Source organism: Humidesulfovibrio sp., assembly GCF_035560995.1.
Lineage (GTDB): Bacteria > Desulfobacterota > Desulfovibrionia > Desulfovibrionales > Desulfovibrionaceae > Humidesulfovibrio.
Genome location: NZ_DATMYK010000086.1, coordinates 1 through 19310, shown reverse-complemented (window position 1 = coordinate 19310; position 19310 = coordinate 1). Strand labels below are relative to the sequence as shown.

Here is a 19310-nt window from a genome sequence, read left to right as displayed (position 1 = left end):
GTCTTACATGCTGACGCACACCTTGGGCTTTCCCCGCATGGGCCGGGCCCGCGAACTCAAAACCGCGCTGGAGTCCTTCTGGGCAGGCGACCCGATACGCGAATCGGGACGCGCCGCCCTGCTGGAGACCGCGCGGTCTTTGCGCCTGCGCCACTGGGCCGCGCAGGTCCAGGCGGGCATAGACATCGTGCCCGTGGGCGATTTCTCCCTGTACGACCACATGCTGGACATGGCCGTGCGCCTGGGCATCACGCCACGGCGCTTCGGCCCGGCGGACAGTCCCGCGGATCTGGACCTGTACTTCCGCATGGCCCGCGGCGGCGGCTCGGGCAATGGCGCCGGGGGCGACGCCGGGGCCATGGAAATGACCAAATGGTTCGACACCAACTACCACTACCTGGTGCCGGAGCTGGCCCAGGGCCAGAAATTCGCCCCAAACGCCCTCGGCCTGCTGGAGCAGTTGGCCGAGGCCCAGGCCGCGGGCTTCCGCACCAAGGTGGTGCTGCCCGGCCCCTGCACCTTCCTGCACCTGAGCAAATCCGTGGAGCCCGGCTTCGACCGCTTCGAGCTCCTGCCCGCCCTCACCGAGGCCTACGCCCAGCTGCTGGGCCAGCTGGCCGACCCGCGCACCGGCGGGGCGGACTGGATACAGCTGGACGAGCCCGTGCTGGCCCTGGACCTGCCCCAGGGGCTGCCGCGCAGATTCCGGGCGGCCATCGCCCGGCTCATCCAGGCGGCCAAGCCGGCCAAGGTCATGCTGGCCACGTACTTCGGCACCGTGGCCCAGAACGTGGACGTATTCTCCGGCCTGGAGCTGGGCGCCCTGCACCTGGACCTGGCGCGCGCGCCGGAGCAACTGGAAGGGACCTTCGCCCACCTTGCGCCGGGCACGGCCCTGTCCCTTGGCGTGGTGGACGGCCGCAACATCTGGCGGGTGGACGCCGAGCACGCTCTGGGGTTGCTCGATCGCGCAGTGTCCGTGCTGGGCGCGGAGCGCGTCATGGCCGCGCCCTCATGCTCGCTGCTGCATTGCCCGGTGGACCTGGAGGCCGAGACGGCGCTCAACCCGGAAATCCGCCAGTGGATGGCCTTTGCCCTGGAAAAGTGCGGCGAGGTGCGCAAACTGGCCGACTGCGCGGGCGGCCTGGACCGCAGCCGGGGCCTGTCCTGTGCGGACTGGCTGGCCGAGAACCGGCGCATCCGCGACGCGCGGCGCGCAAGCCCGCTCTTGAACAACCCCGCCGTGGCCGCACGCATGGCCTCGGCCACGCCGGAAATGCTCTCCCGTGCGCTGCCCTATGCCGAACGCGCCACGGCGCAAAAGGCCGCACTCCGCCTGCCGCTTCTGCCCACCACCACCATCGGCTCCTTCCCGCAGACCAAGGAAGTGCGCCAGGCCCGCGCCAAGCTCAAGAAGGGCGAGCTTTCGCCCCAGGCCTACGAGGCCTTCCTCAAGGACACCATCCGCGACACCGTGGCCACCCAGGAGCGCCTGGGGCTGGACATGCTTGTGCACGGCGAGCCGGAACGAAACGACATGGTGGAGTACTTCGGCGAGCAGCTCTCCGGATTCTGCTTCACCCGGAACGGCTGGGTGCAAAGCTACGGCTCGCGCTGCGTCAAGCCGCCGGTGATCTACGGCGACGTGAGCAGATCCAGGGCCATGACCGTGGAATGGTCGCGCTTCGCCCAGTCGCTCACCGCCAAACCCATGAAGGGCATGCTCACCGGCCCGGTGACCATCTTGTGCTGGAGCTTCGTGCGCGACGACCAGCCCAGGGCCGACACCTGCCGCCAGATAGCCCTGGCCCTGCGCGACGAGGTGACCGACCTTGAGGCCGCGGGCATCAAGGCCATCCAGATCGACGAGCCCGCCCTGCGCGAGGGCCTGCCCCTGCGCCGCGCGGCCTGGGACGCCTACCTGCGCTGGGCCGTGGACGCCTTCCGTCTGGCCGTGGGCGCGGCCAGGCCGGAAACGCAGATCCACACCCACATGTGCTACTGCGAGTTCAACGAGATCGTGGACTGGATCGCGGCTCTCGACGCCGACGTCATCAGCATCGAGGCCAGCCGCAGCCGCATGGAGCTGCTCGACGCCTTCCGCCGTTTCATGTATCCGAATGAGATAGGTCCTGGCGTGTGGGACATCCACAGTCCGCGCGTGCCCGGCACGAGCGAAATGCTGGGCCTTTTGCGCCGCGCGGCGGAGGTTGTTCCGCCGGAGCGCCTGTGGGTGAACCCGGACTGCGGGCTCAAGACCCGCGCCTGGCCGGAGACCCTGGCCAGCCTGACAAACATGGTCGAGGCCGCGCGCCTGGCCCGGCTTGAGCTGGCGCGGCAGGAACCGACACAAGCGTAAGACAATCGACCCGGCGCGGCGCGCGGCCAAGACGGCCCTGCCCGCGCCGGGCACTCCCCGAAGGAGGCCCCCCATGCCCGACATGCCCGACATCCTGGCCCTGCTGCCGCGTTTCGGCCTGATTCCTGGCCGCCAAGCCCCGGAACACCCGCTGCCCGGCAGCCCGGAGCGCTGCATCGAGCGCTTCGCCGTGGAGGACGCGGGCGGCCGCCCCTGGATGCTGGAGCGCATCCCCCAGGAGCAGGCCCCCCGGCGCGAGGCCCTTGGCCGCCTGCTGGCCGACCTGGCCCAGGACCGCGACCTGTGCGCGCTCATCCCGGCCTACCGCCCGGTGGAACGGACCGCAGGAGAAGACGGCGGCGAAAAACGCTTTGTGCTCGCCTGCGAAGAAGAGGGCCTGTGCGGCAATTGGATGCTTTCGCCCTTTGTCGACGGGCAGGAGCTGCCCAGGCCGGGCTATCTGGACGACGGCTGGCGCGGCGAGGCCATCGCCCGGGGCATTTTGGCCCTGCAGCGCGCGGGCCGGGCCCTGCCCGCCCTGCTTTCCGCGCCCCAGGCGGCCCTGGCCTCCTTCCGCGACGACCTCTTTTCAGCCATCACGCGCCACGCCCCGCAGATTGTGGAGCGCCTGGCTCCCGTGCGCGAGGCGCTGTCCGAGCTGGCCGCCGTGCTTGGGGCCGTGCCCAGCGCCCTGGCCCACGGCGACCTGCATCCCCTGAACGTCATCTGGGGCTCCGGCCCGGCCAAGCCCCTGCGGGCGCTCATCGACTGGGAGTTCGCGGGCGCGCGGCCCAGGCTGTACGACATCGCCAACTGCGTGGGCTGCGCAGGCTTCGAGCACCCTTCCGGCCTGGCGCGGGGCTTTGTCATGGGACTGATGCGCGAACTGCGCAAGGGCGGCATGCCCGGCCCGGAGCTGGGCCTTTTGCCGCTCTTCGTCATGGTCACGCGCCTGGGCTGGCTCTCGGAATGGCTGCGCAAGAAGGACGACGAGCTTTTGGACATGGAGCTGGACTACCTGGACATCCTGCTGGAAGAACAGGAGAATCTGGCCGAGCTGTGGTGCGGCGGCTAGAAGCGAACGCCACGGCGCCTCAACCGGGGCCGGAGTCAGGCCATCAGAACGAAAACAGCGGGGACGCGGCTCAGTGCCGGGTCCCCGCTGCTTCATTTGAAGAGAAGGCGTTGAAGGGCGCAATCCCCGGCTAGCGCCCCACGCGGCGCTGCAAGAGCACGAAATCCGCCAGGGTCAGCAGGGCCATGGCCTTGAGCACGGGCACGATGCGCGGGATGGCGCAGATGTCGTGCCGTCCGCCGATGGTGATGCTGCGCGCCTGGCCTTTGCTGTCCACGGTCTGCTGCGGCTTGGCGATGGACGGGATGGGCTTCACCGCCACGCGCACGATGAGCTCCTGCCCGCTGGCCATGCCGCCCAGAATGCCGCCCGCGTTGTTGGACAGGAAGCCGTCCGGGGTCATGGGGTCGTTGTTCTCGCTGCCGGTCAGCCGCGCCGCCGCGAAGCCCGCGCCCACCTCCACGCCCTTCACCGCGCCCACGCCCATGAGGGCGTAGGCCAGCCGCGCGTCCAGCTTGTCGAACACCGGCTCGCCCAGGCCCGCGGGCACGCCGGTGGCGCGCAGCTCCACCACGCCGCCCAGGGTGTCGCCCGCGCCCTTCACCGCACGCACGCGCTCCTCCCAGATTGGCACCATGTCCGCATCCGCGCTGAAGAACGGCCGTTCAAGGGCTCCGACAAAATCGCGGCCCTTGGCTTCGATGCCGCCTAGTTCCACCGTGGCCGCGCTGACGGAGATGCCCTGCGCGCGCAAAAACTCCTGGGCAATAGCCCCCCCCGCCACGCGGGACACGGTCTCCCGCCCGGAGGAACGCCCGCCGCCGCGGTAGTCGCGCCGGCCGAACTTGGCCTCGTAGCCCAGGTCCGCGTGGCCGGGCCGGTACACGTCCATGATGGCCGAGTAGTCGCGCGAGCGCTGGTCCTCATTCATGACGATGAAGCCGATGGGCGTGCCCGTGGTCGCGCCCTCGAACACGCCGGAAAGCAGGCGCACCGTGTCGGACTCCTTGCGGGCCGTGGTCGCCAGGCCGCCCTGGCCGGGCTTGCGCCGGTCCAGCTCGCGCTGGATGATCTCCTCGCTCATGGGCAGGCCCGGCGGGCAGCCGTCCAGCACGCCGCCCAGGCCCGCGCCATGGGACTCGCCAAAGGTGCTGAGCCGGAAAAGGGTGCCGAAGGTGTTGCCGCTCATGGTCCCGTCCTTGTGCTAATGGTCCAGAAATTCCAGGCAGGCCGCTGTCCCGGCCGCGAAGTGCGAGCCGCCGCACAGCTCCAGCGCGGGCACGCCCGAAAGGGCCCGCAGGCAGTCCGCGGCGGTGAGCCGCGCGGTTTCAAGCGCCCCTGGCAGATAAAACGCACCCGGCGGTTTGCGCAAGGCCTCCAGCAGGTCCGGGCGTTGTGCCAGGTCCACGCGCGCGGCGCGCATGGGCTCGCCCGGCCCGGCCGTGTGCCGCCAGTTGAGCACCACCACCCCGGCAAGGGGCGCGGCCAGCCGGAAGCGGGAACGCTTCGCGCCTTCCAGGGACGTTTCAACGCCGAAACAATCGTCGATGATGGCGTCGTACTTGTCCTCCACGCCGAACAGGGCCTCGGCGGGCATGTCCGCGTAGACGGCGCGAAAGGAGGCAGGCAGCGCGCAGGACAAGAGCGGGGCCAGCTCCGGGTTGCCCAGGGCCGTGCCCGGGTTCAGCCTGGGGTGCTTGGGGATGCCGTGCAGCACGGGCGTGCCGTTTTCAGCGTGGGCGGCGGGCTCCACCAGCACGCGGTCGTTGCTCAGAAAATCGAGCCCGCGCGCCACCAGATGCAGGGCCAGGGTGCTTTTGCCCATGCCCGCGAAACCGCACAGGGCCAGGGCCTTGTCCCCTTGCACCACGCCGCTGGCATGGCCCAGCACCCAGCCTGCGGCCACGCGGCGCTCCATGTACCGGGCGCAGAGGAAGTTCACCAGCTGGTTGCGGTTTGCCGCGCACGGGCCAACTGCGATATTTGGGGCTGCGATATTTGGGGCGGCGCTATTTCGAGCGGCTGTGTCCGTCCCGCCGCCGAAGAGAAAGAGCATGCCCGTGGCCTGCTTGCGCACCAGCCTGCCGCCGCAGTGGGTTCCGGGCAACTCGGCCGTGCGCTCCTTGTCCGGCTTCTTGCCCGGCAGGTGCGGGCGCGTGGCCAGGGGCACGGGCGGCTCCTCCACGGGTCCGTCCAGGAACAGAAAGTCCAGGTCCGCCGGGGCGGCATCCTGGGTCACGAAGGGCGCGAAATACGCGCGCAGGTCCTCGATGACCGCCAGGGAATTACTGCGCAGCGAAAGGGTCAGCTCCTCCAGGCGCAGGGCCAGGGCAAAGGGCGCGGCCGCGCGCGCGGCATAGGCCCCGGCCAGGGCCTCGAAGCGCGGCGGCTCGGCCGGGCTCACCGGGCCAGCTCCCGCAGGGCATGGGCGGTGAAGGCCGCGGCCACGTCGATGCCGCGCGCGGCCATGAGGCCCCGGAACCCGCCAAAGGCCGAGACCTCGAAGATGAACGGGCCGTCCGCCGTCAGCGCCACGTCCACGCAGGTGAAGCTGAGGCCGAAGGCTTCGCCCGCGCGCCGCGCCAGGTCGATGATCTCCAGGGGCGGATCAAAGGGCGCGTAGCGGCCGCCGCTGGCGGTGCTGGTGCTCCAGCCGCCCTCCGTGGTGGAGGAGCCGGGCTCCTTCCTGCGGGCGTAGGTGCCCAGGTACTCGCCCCCCAGGAAGCACACGCCCAGGTCTTGGCCGCGCAGATCCAGGGCCTGCTGGATGTACATCACCGGGTTCTGGGCCTGGAAGCCCTGCAGGGCGCGCAAGAGCTCGGCCGCGTCTAGGGCCTCGGCGTCCAGGAGCGCCATGCCGCGCGCCTTGGAGGTGAACAGCGGTTTCAGCACCGCACGGCCGTAGGCGCGCACGGCGTCCAGCGCCTGGGCCGGGTCCTCGGTGATGGTGGTGGGCGGCAGGGGCATGCCCGCGTTCGCCAGGGTCACGGTGCAGGCCAGGCGGTCCACCAGCCGCAGAATGCGTTCCGGCTCGGAGAAGCAGCGCACCCCGCGCGCGGCGGGCACGCGCAGCATCTCCAGCCGGTCGATCATCTGCGGAGCGTAGCCCTTGGCCACCTTCTTGATGCACAGGGCGTCCAGCGCGCAGAGGTCCACCGGCCTGCCGTGCTGGTCCGGGCAGACGAGGCTTGGCCGCGCCCCCGTCCCGCCAGGAAGGTCAAGCCGCGCCTGATCCAGGTCCACCAGGATGCGTTCCCCGGTCGCCAGGCCCACGGCGTCGGCCAGGGCCTCCGACGACCAGCCCCCGTGTATGCCCACGACTGCCATGCGCATTGTCTTGTCCTTTCCCATGGCTAATGGAACAGGATGGGCCTGGGCAGGCGGTAGTCCTCCCAGGGTTTGCCCTGGTGGGCGGCCAGGCCCTCCATGAGGTAGTGGGCGCGCAGGAACATTTCCCGCGCGAAGTCGTAGTTCAGCTCGAAGCGCGTGCTGGTGGTCAGCGAGCGCGCAAGGCCGAGGGCCAGCCGCGCCTGCCAGGTGCCGTCGCCGATGTCGTCCGCGAAATCGCGCGAGTAGTCGTAGAACGAGGCGATCATGTGGTTGATGCGCCGCCGCAAGGTGGGCTCGAAGATGGGCATGCGGAAGAAGGACACCAGAAACACCGAGGCGTCCTGCACGAAGTCCCCGCGTCTGGTGCGGTGCAGGTCCACGTAGTGCACGCGCGGCGCGGCCTGGTCGAAGACGATGTTGTTGGCGTTGAAGTCGCCGTGCAGCAGCACGGTCATGGGCGCGCGCAAAGACGCCTCTATGCCCTGGCACTGGGTGATGAGCTCCTCGGTGCTTGCGATGGCCACCGGGCCCAGGCTGCGCGCCGGGCGGAAGAAGTCCGGGTGCACGTGGCGCACGGCGGCCATGCGGTCCTTCAACTGGCCCATGGCGTCCAGCGGAGCCTCGCCAAGCTCGAGGGTTGAACGCCAGATATCGCCCACGGTCTGCTCGAACACGAAGATGGCGTCCTCCAGGATGTCCTCGGCCGCGGTCAGCACCACCTCGGTCCAGGTGCAGCCGGGCAGGAACTCCACCAGCATGGAGGCGCTGTCGCCTTCCTCATGGTAGCTGAAGATGCGCGGCCCGGTGCCCGGGGAAACGCGGGCCCACAGCTCCAGGTTCTCGCGCTCGCGGCGGATCTTCTTGAGGTTGCCCTCCTTGAAGATGCCTCCCTGGGCCGGGTCCAGGGGCGCATCCGCCGGGGCGTCCTTGGTGCTCACCCGGCCGATGCGGCAGCCGGAGCGCGTGCCCCAGATGGAGCGGAAGTCGATGTCGTCCAGGTCGCCCTCGAAGCCGGTCTTGGACAGGGTTTGCTGCAGGGCCTGGAACTGCTCGATCTTGATCTTCTCGCCGATGACGGAAAAGAGCAGCGCCTCGCCGATGTTCAGGAGCGAATCGCCGATGCGCTCCAGGTAGCGGAAGATGAAGATGGCGGTGACGCCGTTCTGCACGTCGCGCCCCTGGCGCAGCTCGTCCATAAGCGCGTCGAAGGCCTCCTTGTACAGGCGGTCCAGGTCGAACTCCGCCCGGCAGATGCTTAAGGCTCCAGCCACTTCTGCGCGGGAACGCACCTCAAGGATGCGCGAGAGGCCTTCCTCGATGATGTCGAAGAGCGGACCGGGGTTGTTGCGCACCAGGACCGAGAGGTCCTTCAGGTAGCGCATCTGCCCCGCTATGTTCACACAGTAGTCCGCGATGCGCTCCAGGTTGGCCGAGATGATCTGCAAACCCCGGATGCGGTCGATGTCGCGCTTGGACAGGCCGCGCCCGCTGTGGATGCGGGAATAGCACTTGTCCTCCACGATGTTCTTGAGGTTGTCGATGTAGTCGTCGCGCGAGACGACCTTGTCGTACAGCTCGTGGGTGGGCGAATCCACAAAGGAGCGGGTCTCGCTCATCTGGCTGGTGACTTCGAGCACCAGGAAGCGGAAGTTCTCCTCCAAGCCTTCCAGACCGTTCATGCTAGGCCTCTATCTTCAAGGTTTCGCCGGCCTTGGGCGCGTCCTCCTCCGGGCAGCGCCAGGAGATGGTCAGGGCCAAGCGGCCCGAGCCGCCGCGCTTTCTGGCCTTGACCGTGAAGGTCAGAAGCTCCGCGGGCTGGAGGGTGAACTCCTCCTGTCCGGCGGCCACGACGAGACGCCCCTTGCGCAGGCCTTCCATGACGGCCTCAAGATACTTGCGGATGCTCTCGGCGTCCTGCATGGATTCGAACACGAACTTCTGGTCGTAGCCCATGAGCCCCCCTTGTTCCCTTGCGCCTAGCCGTCCAGCCGGGCGCCGTATTCCTCGATGATCCGCACGCGGTCCATGTCCGCCACTATGAGCTTCTTGCCGATGGACAGGTCGTCCCAGGCGGGCTGCAGGCCTATCTCGCGCCGGGCCTTGGACGAATCGCCGCCGCTCACGGGCAGGGTCTTCTCGCCCATGTGGGTGTCGTCGCCCATGAACACCAGCATGCGGCGCTCGCCGTTGCCGCGCCTGCGGTTGTTCTCGTACAAGACGGAGATGAGGAACTCCGTGTAGCGCTGCGACTGCGGGTTCCACACCTCGTAGCCGTCCACGTCGTAGCCCGCCAGAAGGATGGGCCAGAACTGCTCCGGGTGGGGGATGACCACCCCGCCGCCCAGGCTGCGCGCTTCCTCGATGAATTCCGTGGTGCGGTAGAAATAGGTGAGCGGAAACTGGGCCTTGACCACGGCCTTGACCTCTTTGAGGAACACCTGCACGCGGTTGGCCAGGCCGTGGCCCAGCTGGGGCCGCAGGCCGTCCACGAAGTTGCGCACCAGCTTGTTCTTGATGGCGTCCACCGGCATGCTGCCCGCGTGGCGCTCCAGCAGGGCCTCAAGCTTCAGGCAGCAGGCGCGGGCGGCGGCCACCACGTCCTCGTCCGAGCCGGACTCGCGCGCGGCCTGGGCCAGGCGCTCCTCGTCGGGCCGGGTCACGGTGGTCAGATAGTCGAAGAGCTGGCTGGAGCGGTAGGCGTGGGTGTGCGCCAGCATGCTTTTCAGCACATGGGCGTCGCTCAGTTTCTCGGTGCGGAAGTGCAGCAGCAGCTGCACCTTCTGGTTGAACCCGCGCGAGTAGCAGTCCACCTCCACCCCGGTGTACGGCCCGTATTCCATGAGCTCGTTGTGCTGGGTGGGGATGATGAGGCTTTTGCGCGCCGCCGGATAGCTGGCCTCGATGCGCTGCTTGATGAGCCCCATGGGCACGTGCTCCGGGTGCCAGTGCACGGCCAGCACGGAGTCCTGGGCGGGCTGCACCGCGCCGGGCGTAAGGATGCGCGCTTGCGCCGCCGCATCCAGCCGGGTGTCGATGAGGGCCGCGAAGAGCCGCTCGTCAAACTCCGTGACCTCCGGGGTCAACATCTCCGGGGCGGGCGCTTCGGGCGTAGGCGCACATTGGCAAGGCTGCTCGCGTTTCATCCTGGCTCCTGGCTTTCCTGGTGCGCGGCCCGTGGGCCGCGCCAGGCGTTGCGTGTGCTGTAAAGGCTATTTGAACTGCGCGTGGCAGGCGCTTTTGCGCCGCTCCAGCCGCTCCAGCACCTCGGCGAAGGCCGCCGCGTCGCGGGCGCTTACGGCCCGGCGCAGGGCCCGCGCGTCCTCAAGAAAAGCAGCGTTGGCGCGGGCCAGCTCCCTGGCCTCCGGCCCGTTTGCGTCTTTCAGCGGCTGGGGCATTTCCACCATGGATTCGCCAAGGGCCAGGAAGGACTCCAGCGCGTCCTGGGCAGGCATGGCCCCGGCCTGGGCCGACGCGCGCAGGGTCTTGTAGTCCGCCTGCATGAGCTTCTTGAGCTGGCGGTACTTCTCCCGCGCCTTGGCCTGGGCCTCGCCGCCCCTGGCCGGTGCGGGCTTTGCCGCCGGGTGGGCCTCCGCATGAGAGGGCCGCGCTTGCGCCGTGCTGGAAGGCACGCGCAGCTCGTGGCCGCGCTTGGCCTTGAGCCTCAGCCGGAGGCCGCCGTCCTTGTGCTCGGCCACCAGCACCAGCTTGCGCAGGCCGTCCCGGCCCTCAAGCGTCGGCAGGCCTGACAGCTCGCCTTCTCCCGGTGCGGCCGCGCCCTTTTCCATGGCCTCGGCCAGCCGCCGCAAAAAGCCCGGCAGCGCGCCCGCGTCCATGTCCGTCTCAAGCTTCCAGGAGCCCATGCCTCGCCTCCGCGCCGCAGCGCAAACGTTATGCCCGCGCGGCCCGCGCCGCGCCTGGACCAAGATCCTGCATGCTACGAAATTCGGCCGCGCCCGGCAACAGCGGGCCGTATGCCGCCCAGGCGCTCAATCTCGGCCAGGGCCTGGGTGACCAGCTCCTCCAGGGGGGCCTCGGCCGGGAGCACCGCGTGGGCGCAGGAAAGATAGATGGCCCCGCGTTCGGCCAGCACCTCGCGCAGTTCGTCCACCACGCCGCCTCCCGTGAGTGAAGGCCGCTGGGATTCCAGGGGAGCGCGCTTGAGCCGCCCGGCCAGGGTCTCCACCGAGGCCTTCAAATACAGCACGATGCCGCGCGCCAGGTGCTCGCGGTTCTCCTGGCGCAGCACCATGCCCCCGCCGCAGGACACCACCTGGCCGGAGAACACGGCCACGTCCTCCAGCACATGGCTCTCCGCGTCGCGGAAGGCCTCCCAGCCGCCCGCGTCCACCAGCTCGGCCACGCTCTTGCCGGTCAGCAGCCGCACCCGGCGGTCCGTGTCCACAAAGGGCCGCTTCAGCCTTGCCGCCAGCTTCTTGCCCAGGGTCGTTTTGCCGCTGGCGCGCGCGCCGATGAGATAGATGTTCCGTTCGCCCGACATGCCAAGCCTCCTGCGCCGCTGTTCTTCCGTGCTTTGTCACCCTACGGCAAATCAGGACCGGAGACAAACGCCGCACCCCCTGTTTTCCCGGGGCTGGGCCTGAAGGCGAGCCCCTGCACCCAGCCTTGCATAAGCGGGCGCTTGCGCCTAGAATGCGCGCCTCGCGGGCGGCCAGCGCCCCACAACACACGCCCTGCACACGTAAGGAATATCAATGAAAACCGCGATTTTTGGCTTCTCCGGCTCCGGCAAGACCGATATGTTCGCCGCCCTTGCGGGCGAAAAGGCCGCCACGGCCGGAAACCGCGCCATGGTCAAGGTGCCCGAACCCCGCCTGGACCCGCTCATCAAGCTCTTCACTCCCAAGAAGATCACCCTCTCGGAGATCGAATACCTCGACGTGCCCGGCGGCGGCGGCAAGGGCCACGGCCTGGGCGAACGCGTGCTGAACGACATCCGCCCGTACGACTGCCTGCTGTGCACCCTCGACGCCTTCACCGGACTGTCCGACCCCAAGCAGCAGTACGGCGCGGTGGAGGCCGACCTCCTGGTGAGCGACCTGGCCGTCATCGAAAAACGCCAGGAACGCATGGCCAGCGACAAGCGCAAGAACGCCAGCCTGGTGGACAACAAGGAAGAGGAGTGCCTGGCCAAGGCCCGCGCCCTGCTGGAGGACGAAAAGCCTCTGCGCGTGGACCCCGCCCTGTGCGAGGAGCCCTCCATGCGCGGCTACCGCTTCCTCACCGCCAAGCCCATCCTCTACGTGTGGAACGTGGCCGAAACGGCCATGGACTCCTTCGAGGTGCCCGCCGACGGCCTGGGCCAGATGCACATGAGCGTCTCCGCCCGCCTGGAACGTGAACTCGCCGCCATTGTGGACCCCGAGGAACGCGCCATGTTCCTGACCGACCTGGGCCTGACCGAGTCCGCCCTGGACAAGGTCATCAGCCGTACCTACAAGCTGCTCGGCCTCATGAGCTTCCTCACCGCGGGCGACAAGGAAGTGCGCTCCTGGCCGGTGCGCGTGGGCTCCACCGCCCCGGAAGCCGCAGGCGTCATCCACACCGATTTCCAGAAGGGCTTCATTCGCGCCGAGGTCATCGGCTATCAGGACTTCCTGCGCGCGGGCGACTTCAAGAAAGCCAAGGAGCTCGGCCTTGCCCGCCTGGAAGGCAAGGATTATATCGTACAGGACGGCGATATCATCGAGTTCCGTTTCAACGTGTAGGCCCGCCTTCACTCGGCCCGCCCACAAGGGAGGTTCCGCATGGCCCCGAACAATACGGACGAACTGCACGACGTTCTGCTCGACCTCTCGCGCTGCAACGCCTGCTCCGGCTGCTCCGAGATCTGCCCGGAAGTCTTCGGCTGGGACGGCGACCTGGAGCGACCCTACCTGACGCGGCAAAAGGCCACCCACGACGAGGTGCGCGAGGCCATCGCCCTGTGTCCCAAGCGCTGCATAAGCGCCGAGGGCTGGGAAGAGGAAGACTACTAGAAGCCGGGGCGACGCCCCTTGAATTCCGCTGGGGCTCCGCCCCGGACCCCGCCAGGGGGCATGCACCCCCTGGACCCGCAGGGCAAATGAAAGCGCCCGGGCCGAGTTCCACTCGGCCCGGGCGCTTTCATTTGCGGCGGGAGCTATTGGGACGCGCCGTCCGCTCCGCCGCTGCCGCCAGCCACAACGCGCACCTCATGCTGCGGGAAGGGAATCTCGACATCGGCCTGTTTGAAGGCGTCCCAGATGGCCAGGAGCACTTCGCCGCGCACGTTGCCGGTGCCGTTGTGCGGGTCTTCGATCCAGAAGCCCACGGCGAGGTTGATGCTGGAATCGCCGAAAGCGGTAAGGACGGCGCGCGGCGCGGGATCCTTAAGCACGCGCGGCACGGAAAGCGCGGCCTGTTCCATGAGCGCCATGGCCTGGCGCGGGTCGCCCGCGTAGGAGGTGCCGACCTCCGCGCGCAGCAGCAGGCGCGAGTTGCTGTAGCTCAGGTTGACCACGGGGTTGCCGATGAGGCTTTCGTTGGGGATGAGGTGCGCCTTGCCGTCCAGGGTCTCCACGGCGGTGTAGCGCGCGTTGATCTGGGCGATGCGCCCCTGCACCCCGCTCATGTCGATGACGTCGCCGGGCTTCAGGGACTTGTCCACCAGCAGAATGACGCCGCTGACGAGGTTGGAGAAGATCTTCTGCAGACCGAAGCCGATGCCCACGCCCACCGCGCCGGAGAAGACGGTCAGGCTTGTCAGGTCCACGCCCACGGTGGACAGGGTGATGGTGACGGCCAGGGCGTACAGGCCGAAACGCGTGCCCTTGGTGAACAGCGCGCTGGCCGAGGGCGAGATGCCTTCGGCCTTGCGCAGGCGGTCGTCCAGAATGCCAGAGGCCAGCCGCGCGGCCTGGATGAGCACCACGAACAGCGCCAGACCCTTCATGATGAGCAGGAGCGAAATGCGCGTGCGGCCCACTTCCAGGGCCAGGTCGTCCAGGAAATCGGTGACCACGTCGAAGATGCCCAGGGCGTGGGTGACGGCGAAGAGCCAGATGATCCAGGCCACCACGCGGCCCAGGAAGCGGCTTTTGATGAGCGCTCCGGCCACGTGGGCCACCACCCAGGCCAGGGCGGCGGCGGTGGCGATGGACAGCACCTGGTGCGGCAGGTGCGAGTGCCGGGCCACGGCATCGGCGAAGAGCAGCAGCAGGCCGGAAACGCCCGCCCAGGCGCAGAGGCGGAACTCGCGCAAGAGCGGGGCGACCAAGGCGTCGGCCTTCCAGCCCGTGTCCGGGGTGTGGGGCCTGCGGCCAAGGCCAAGGGCCCGGCAAAAGCCCCAGGCGGCCGCGCACAGGCCAAGGACAAGCAAAGCCTGCAACAGTGCCGCCTTGCTGGTCAGGTGCTGCTGCACCCACTCCAGGGCGCGTTCGGCCCATTCGCCAGGGTCGCCGGAAAAGACAATCTCAGCCATGGACGGCTCCTTGCGGCCAACGGCCGCGGCGGGAGTTAGCGGAAGAAGAACCAGGGCGAGCCCAGGGCCAGGTCGGCCCAGGCGCCCAGGAACACGAACACCGCGATGACTCCGTTCAGGGTAAAGAAGGCCACGTTGATGCGCGAGAGGTCATCGGCGCTGATGAGCTTGTGTTCCCATACCAGCACGCCGCCGATGACCAGCGTGACCACGAGGAACAAGAGGCCCAGGCCCGCCACGGCCCCGGCCATGGGGAACAGCACGGCGGCGGCGGCGTGGGTGGCGGCGGCGTTGAACAGCGCGCGCGGCACGCCCAGGTGCGCGGGCAGGGAAAAGAGCCTCTGCGAGCGGTCGAAGTCCGCGTCCTGGCAGGCGTAAAGGATGTCGAACCCGGCCACCCAGAGGCTGACGGCGAAGAACAGGATCACGGCCGGGAAACCCAGGTGCGTGGGTGAAACGGCCAGCCAGCCGGCGATGGGGGCCAGGCCCAGCACGCTGCCCAGGGCGAAGTGGCACAGGGGCGTGAAGCGCTTGGTGTGGCTGTAGAAGGCGCTCCAGGCCAGGGCCACGGGCGAGAGCAGCAGGCAGGTGCCGTTCATGGCCGCGCAGGCGGCGGTGAAGATGACGGCGCAGACGAAGAGAAAGCGCTTGGTGAAGGTGGTGGAAAGCTCGCCCGTCACCAGGGGCCGCCCTTGCGTGCGCGGGTTCAGGCGGTCGATGTCCAGGTCGGCAAGGCGGTTGTAGCCCATGGCGAAGGAGCGCACGGCCACCATGGCGATGGTCAGCGGCAGCAGCACGCGCCAGGAGGGCACGGCCCAGCCCTGTCCCGCGCCCTGAGCCAAGAAGGCCCCGGTGAAGGCGAAGGGCAGGGCGAACACCGAGTGCTCGATCTTGATCATGCGGCACACGGCCGCGGTATCGCGCAGCAGGCTCATATCGTTGCGTATCCCCTAATATTCGTTGACGAGCACGGCCCCGCCGAGCAGGAGCGCCACGCCTGCCAGGCGCTGCCAGGAAACCTCGCGCACGGCGAAACCCAGGGCCCCGGTGTGGTCGAGCAGGATCGAGGCGATGAGCTGCCCGGCGATGATCCAGGCCATGAGGCCGGTTGCCCCGAGCTTGAAGGCCAGGATGACGGTGACGGCCACGAAGAACGCGCCCAGGGCCCCGCCGAACCAGGACCACAACGGCGCGGCCGAGGCCATGGCCAGGCTGGGCAGGGGCGCGCGCGTGACCAGGATGAAGCCGAGCAGGGCCACGGTGCCCACGCAGAAGCTCACCAGGGAGGCCATGATGGGATCGCCCAGGTACTCGCGCAGGCGCGCGTTGACCCCGGCCTGCACGGGCATGAGGGCCCCGGCCACGAGGGCGGTGAGCATGATCATCGGACGCATCGGTGGTCTCCTTTTCTCAAGGGGCTAGGGCTTGGCCGGGGCGGCTTCCGATGCCGGGGCCGAGGGCGTTGCGGGCGCGGCTTCGGGCGCATTGGCGGCCGGCATTGCTTCCGGACCGGCGCCGCCATTGGCCCCGGACGCGGCCGAGGCGTTGCCGCCGGGCTGGGTCTCGCCCGCGGCGGCCGGAGCCTCGTCCTTGCCGTCCATGACCTCCTGGAAGCCCTCCACGGCCACGCCGCGCCGCACCATGATGGAGTGGATGAGGTTCGCCCGGAAGGTGACGTACTTCTGATCGCCCACGGCGCTGAAGCGGATGGGGTTGGGCAGCACGGACGCCAGGCGCGCGGCCTCCATGCTGGTGAGCGCGCTGGCCGACTTGTGGAAATAGTGGCGGCTGGCCGCCTCGATGCCGAAGATGCCGTCGCCCCATTCGGCCACGTTGACGTAAAGCTCCAGAATGCGCCGCTTGGACAGCGTGTGCTCCATGCGCCAGGTGAGGATGGCCTCCTTGGCCTTTCTGGTCAGGCTCTTCTCCGGCGAAAGGAACAGGTTCTTGGTCAGCTGCTGGCTGATGGTGCTGGCGCCCACGGCGAAACGGCCCTGCTTGAGGTTCTTCTCAAAGGCGGCCTCAAGGGCCTCGTAGTCGAAGCCCTCATGCTGGTAGAACTTGTCGTCCTCGCCGATGAGCACGGCCTTGATGAGCAGGGGCGACACCTGACTTATGGGCACCCAGCGCTGGGTGATCTTCTTCTTTTCGCCCTTCTCGGCCCATTGGGCCTCGCGCCATTCCATGAAGGCCGTCTTGCCGGGGTTCTTCTTGGCCAGCTCGCCCACGTCTGGGTACACGAAGAACGAGGCCAGGTAGGCCAGGCCCGCCACGAGGACAAGAACCGCCAGTTTGATGATCCGCCTGCGCACAGCCGCTCCTTTGTTTCCATGGATGCTCGCCATTGGGTCGCTCACCATGGGGAAAGCCTGCTCTGTTTAGCCGCAAAAGGGCCGGGCGTCCATGCTTTGAGGGGGCCTGGCGGGCAGCGGAGCCGCGATGCCATACGACGCTTTTGTCGCCAACGGGGCGCTCCGGCCTCGCAATGCTTTACAGATTTGTGCAGCGCGGCTAGAATCAAGAAAGCCTGGGGATACCCCGCAACACGCAGGCCGCATTTCACGCCGCGCGCCCTCGCGCCGCACCAACCGCTCTCCAAGGAGGCCAATCCATGGACACCCCGATCTTTAATTGCAGAAACGCCGACGACGTGCTCAAGGCCGTCAAGGAATACGACATCAGCTTCGTCCAGTTCTGGTTTGTGGACATCCTGGGCACCCTGAAAAGCTTCCAGGTGACCCCGCGCGAGCTTGAGGCCGCGTTCGAGGAAGGCATGGGCTTCGACGGCTCGTCCATCCTGGGCTTCGCCCGCGTGGAGGAATCGGACATGATCGCCATGCCCGACCCCACCACCTTCCAGGTGCTGGCCTGGCGGCCCAGCGAACGCCCGGTGGCGCGCATGTTCTGCGACATCCACACCCCCGACGGCCAGCCCTACGCGGCCGACAGCCGCTACTGCCTGCGCCGCGTGCTGCGCAAGTGCGCCGAAAAAGGCTATACCTACTACTGCGGCCCGGAGCTGGAGTTCTTCCTCTTCACCAACGACCGCACCCCCATTCCCATGGACCTGGGCGGCTACTTCGACGCCCCGCCGCTCGACCTCGGCAACAACATCCGCCGCGACATCATCTTCGCCCTGGAAAAAATGGGCATCTCCATCGAGTACAGCCACCACGAGGTGGCCCCGGGCCAGCATGAGATCGACATGCGCTACGCCGAGGCCCTGAAAATGGCCGACATCACCATGACCTACCGCGTGGTGGTCAAAGAGGTCGCCCGCAAGCACGGGGCCTACGCCACCTTCATGCCCAAGCCCATCCACGGCCAGAACGGCTCGGGCATGCACGTGCACCAGTCCCTGTTCAAGAACGGCAAGAACCTGTTCTTCGACCCCTCGGACAAGTACCACCTCTCGCCCGACGGCAAGAGCTACATCGCCGGCATCCTGAAGCACGCCCGCGAGTTCGCCTGCGTCACCAACCAGTGGGTGAACAGCTACAAGCGCCTGGTGCCCGGCTACGAGGCTCCGGTGTACGTGGCCTGGGCGCGCCGCAACCGCTCCGCCCTGGTGCGCGTGCCCATGTACAAGCCCGGCAAGGAGGCCGCCACCCGCATGGAGCTGCGCTGCCCGGACCCGGCCGCCAATCCCTACCTGACCTTCGCCGTCATGCTGGCCGCGGGACTGAAGGGCATGGAGCAGAACTACGAACTGCCCGAGCCCGTCGAGGCCGACATCTTCCACATGGACCAGCCCACCCTGGACAAGCACGGCATCACCTCCCTGCCCGGCAGCCTGTTCGAGGCCGCCGAGGAGATGCGCCAGAGCTCCCTGGTGCGCGAAACCCTGGGCGAGCACATCTTCACCAAGCTCTACGAGAACAAGATCATGGAGTGGGACCGCTACCGCACACAGGTGACGCAGTACGAGATCGACCGCTATCTGCCGATGCTGTAGCAGAAAGAGAATGTAAGATCTGGGGCTCTGCCCCAGGCCCCGCCAGGGGGTATGCACCCCCTGGACCCGCGGGGCAAACGAAAGGGCTTGGACCGGGTAAAACCCGGTCCAAGCCCTTTCGTTTGCGGAGGAGGGGCGGGAAGGTGAGGGGCTCCGCCCAAATTGGTTGCAAAATGCAACTACACGGCCAGTTATCCCTAAAACTGGCCTGTTCCTCAAGCTGTCAGAGGGAGGATTCGCGGAGCCCAGCTTGGCTGGTTCCGCCTCGGAGCATGGCGGGAAACCAAGGGCCGCCGTTCCTCCCGCACCAACCTCCCACGCCCTGAACCACTCCGCCGAGTGAGCAGCCCGGCCAGTCCTCTGGCTGGGCTGCTCACTCGGCGGCAACGGGAGTCCAGAGGGCCTTGTGCCCTCTGGCGGGGTCTGGGGCAGCGCCCCAGCGGGGTCAAGGGGCGGCGCCCCTTGTCTTCCCTCTTACATCAGCCTGGGCCGGGTCCAGCGGTCCACAAAGGCCTTCACGTCGAACTTCTTCGCCGCGCCGGAAGCGGTCATGGAGCGGACAGTGCCGAACACGGCGCGTTCGGGCCAGGGGCGGTCGTGCACGCCTCCGATGCTCCAGGCGGCCCCGGCGTAACCGTTCACGTCGCGCCCATCCAGGGACAGGGAATCATTCAGACGCAATACGCGGGCCAGGGCGGTTTCGGCATCCGGCGACCAGAGCAGGATCTGCTTGGCCCAGTACATGCGCAGCCAGCCGTGCATGTGCCCGGTGGCGAGGAGCTGGCGTTGGGCGGCGTTCCACAGGGGATCTGGCGTGGCGGCGCTGTCCAGCTGGGCCTCGCTGGCCAGGAAAGGACGCGGGTCATCCTGGTGCTTGGCCTGGGTGGCGCGCGCCCAGGCCGGGAAGGCGTCTATGGTGTCGTAGTCTGGCGTGTACAGGCAGAAATTCTCGGCCAGCTCGCGCCGCACGATGAGCTGTTCGAGAAAGGCCTCGCGGGCCTCCTGCGGTGTGCGCGTGGCGGCCAAAACGGAGAGGGCCACGCGCTGGGCCGAAAGCTGGCCGAAATGCAAGTAAGGCGAGAGCAGCGAGGACGCGGGCGTAAGCGGCGTGTTGCGGTCATCGGCGTAGCGC

17 protein-coding genes and 1 pseudogene are annotated in these 19310 nt (G+C 68.2%); 5 read left to right on the top strand and 13 right to left on the bottom strand.

Annotation, left to right across the window (positions count from 1 at the left end):
• Positions 1-7 precede the first annotated feature (7 nt).
• Positions 8-2359, top strand: coding sequence for a 5-methyltetrahydropteroyltriglutamate--homocysteine S-methyltransferase (gene metE / locus VN419_RS03270; protein ID WP_325644401.1), 2352 nt, complete (start codon positions 8-10; stop codon positions 2357-2359).
• 73 nt (positions 2360-2432) lie between these two features.
• The gene (locus VN419_RS03265) at positions 2433-3434 is read left to right on the top strand and encodes a phosphotransferase (RefSeq protein WP_325644399.1); all 1002 of its coding nucleotides are present in this window, start codon (positions 2433-2435) and stop codon (positions 3432-3434) included.
• A 130-nt stretch (positions 3435-3564) separates the two neighbouring features.
• Here the strand turns inward: VN419_RS03265 and aroC are convergent, their stop codons facing one another.
• The 8 genes from aroC to aroL form a co-directional block, all read right to left on the bottom strand.
• On the bottom strand, positions 3565-4623 hold the full coding sequence (aroC, locus tag VN419_RS03260; protein ID WP_325644397.1) for a chorismate synthase: 1059 nt from the start codon (positions 4621-4623) through the stop codon (positions 3565-3567).
• Positions 4624-4638: 15 nt separating this feature from the next.
• Positions 4639-5838, bottom strand: coding sequence for an HprK-related kinase B (locus tag VN419_RS03255; RefSeq protein WP_325644395.1), 1200 nt, complete (start codon positions 5836-5838; stop codon positions 4639-4641).
• On the bottom strand, positions 5835-6767 hold the full coding sequence (locus VN419_RS03250; protein ID WP_325644393.1) for a GAK system ATP-grasp enzyme: 933 nt from the start codon (positions 6765-6767) through the stop codon (positions 5835-5837). The genes VN419_RS03255 and VN419_RS03250 overlap by 4 nt, the downstream gene beginning before the upstream one ends.
• Positions 6768-6787: 20 nt before the next feature.
• Positions 6788-8443 (bottom strand): PhoU domain-containing protein, encoded by a 1656-nt coding sequence (locus VN419_RS03245; protein WP_325644391.1) that lies wholly within the window; start codon positions 8441-8443, stop codon positions 6788-6790.
• Between the two features lies 1 nt (position 8444).
• The gene (locus VN419_RS03240) at positions 8445-8717 is read right to left on the bottom strand and encodes an amphi-Trp domain-containing protein (protein WP_325644389.1); all 273 of its coding nucleotides are present in this window, start codon (positions 8715-8717) and stop codon (positions 8445-8447) included.
• A 23-nt stretch (positions 8718-8740) separates the two neighbouring features.
• Entirely contained in the window at positions 8741-9907 is a 1167-nt protein-coding gene (locus VN419_RS03235; RefSeq protein WP_325644388.1) for a hypothetical protein, read from the bottom strand.
• A gap of 66 nt (positions 9908-9973) precedes the next feature.
• Entirely contained in the window at positions 9974-10624 is a 651-nt protein-coding gene (locus VN419_RS03230; protein ID WP_325644386.1) for a GAK system XXXCH domain-containing protein, read from the bottom strand.
• A gap of 74 nt (positions 10625-10698) precedes the next feature.
• The gene (gene aroL / locus VN419_RS03225) at positions 10699-11262 is read right to left on the bottom strand and encodes a shikimate kinase AroL (RefSeq protein WP_325644384.1); all 564 of its coding nucleotides are present in this window, start codon (positions 11260-11262) and stop codon (positions 10699-10701) included.
• Positions 11263-11476: 214 nt separating this feature from the next.
• Between aroL and VN419_RS03220 the strand changes: the two genes are divergently transcribed.
• Together VN419_RS03220 and VN419_RS03215 are read left to right on the top strand one after the other, a co-directional pair.
• A complete protein-coding gene (locus tag VN419_RS03220; RefSeq protein WP_325644382.1) occupies positions 11477-12490 on the top strand; it encodes a DUF933 domain-containing protein in 1014 nt (337 codons plus the stop codon).
• A 39-nt stretch (positions 12491-12529) separates the two neighbouring features.
• Positions 12530-12760 carry a ferredoxin gene (locus tag VN419_RS03215; protein WP_325644380.1) on the top strand — a complete coding sequence of 77 codons (231 nt, stop codon included), beginning with the start codon at positions 12530-12532 and terminating at the stop codon, positions 12758-12760.
• Between the two features lie 143 nt (positions 12761-12903).
• On the opposite strand, the gene VN419_RS03210 is transcribed toward VN419_RS03215, so the two are convergent.
• Genes VN419_RS03210 through mtgA form a run of 4 tightly spaced genes read right to left on the bottom strand, consistent with a single transcriptional unit; the run spans position 12904 to position 16535 of the window.
• Positions 12904-14223 (bottom strand): mechanosensitive ion channel family protein, encoded by a 1320-nt coding sequence (locus VN419_RS03210; RefSeq protein WP_325644378.1) that lies wholly within the window; start codon positions 14221-14223, stop codon positions 12904-12906.
• A 35-nt stretch (positions 14224-14258) separates the two neighbouring features.
• Entirely contained in the window at positions 14259-15158 is a 900-nt protein-coding gene (locus VN419_RS03205; protein ID WP_325644376.1) for a UbiA-like polyprenyltransferase, read from the bottom strand.
• A gap of 15 nt (positions 15159-15173) precedes the next feature.
• The gene (locus VN419_RS03200) at positions 15174-15617 is read right to left on the bottom strand and encodes a DMT family transporter (RefSeq protein ID WP_325644374.1); all 444 of its coding nucleotides are present in this window, start codon (positions 15615-15617) and stop codon (positions 15174-15176) included.
• 24 nt (positions 15618-15641) lie between these two features.
• Positions 15642-16535 (bottom strand): monofunctional biosynthetic peptidoglycan transglycosylase, encoded by an 894-nt coding sequence (mtgA, locus tag VN419_RS03195; RefSeq protein WP_325644372.1) that lies wholly within the window; start codon positions 16533-16535, stop codon positions 15642-15644.
• Between the two features lie 299 nt (positions 16536-16834).
• On the opposite strand from mtgA, the gene VN419_RS03190 reads away from it, so the two are divergent.
• Positions 16835-18178, top strand: coding sequence for a glutamine synthetase family protein (locus VN419_RS03190; RefSeq protein ID WP_325644370.1), 1344 nt, complete (start codon positions 16835-16837; stop codon positions 18176-18178).
• A gap of 474 nt (positions 18179-18652) precedes the next feature.
• On the opposite strand, the pseudogene VN419_RS03185 reads toward VN419_RS03190, so the two are convergent.
• Positions 18653-19310: pseudogene (locus VN419_RS03185) on the bottom strand (deoxyribodipyrimidine photolyase); the annotation flags it as partial.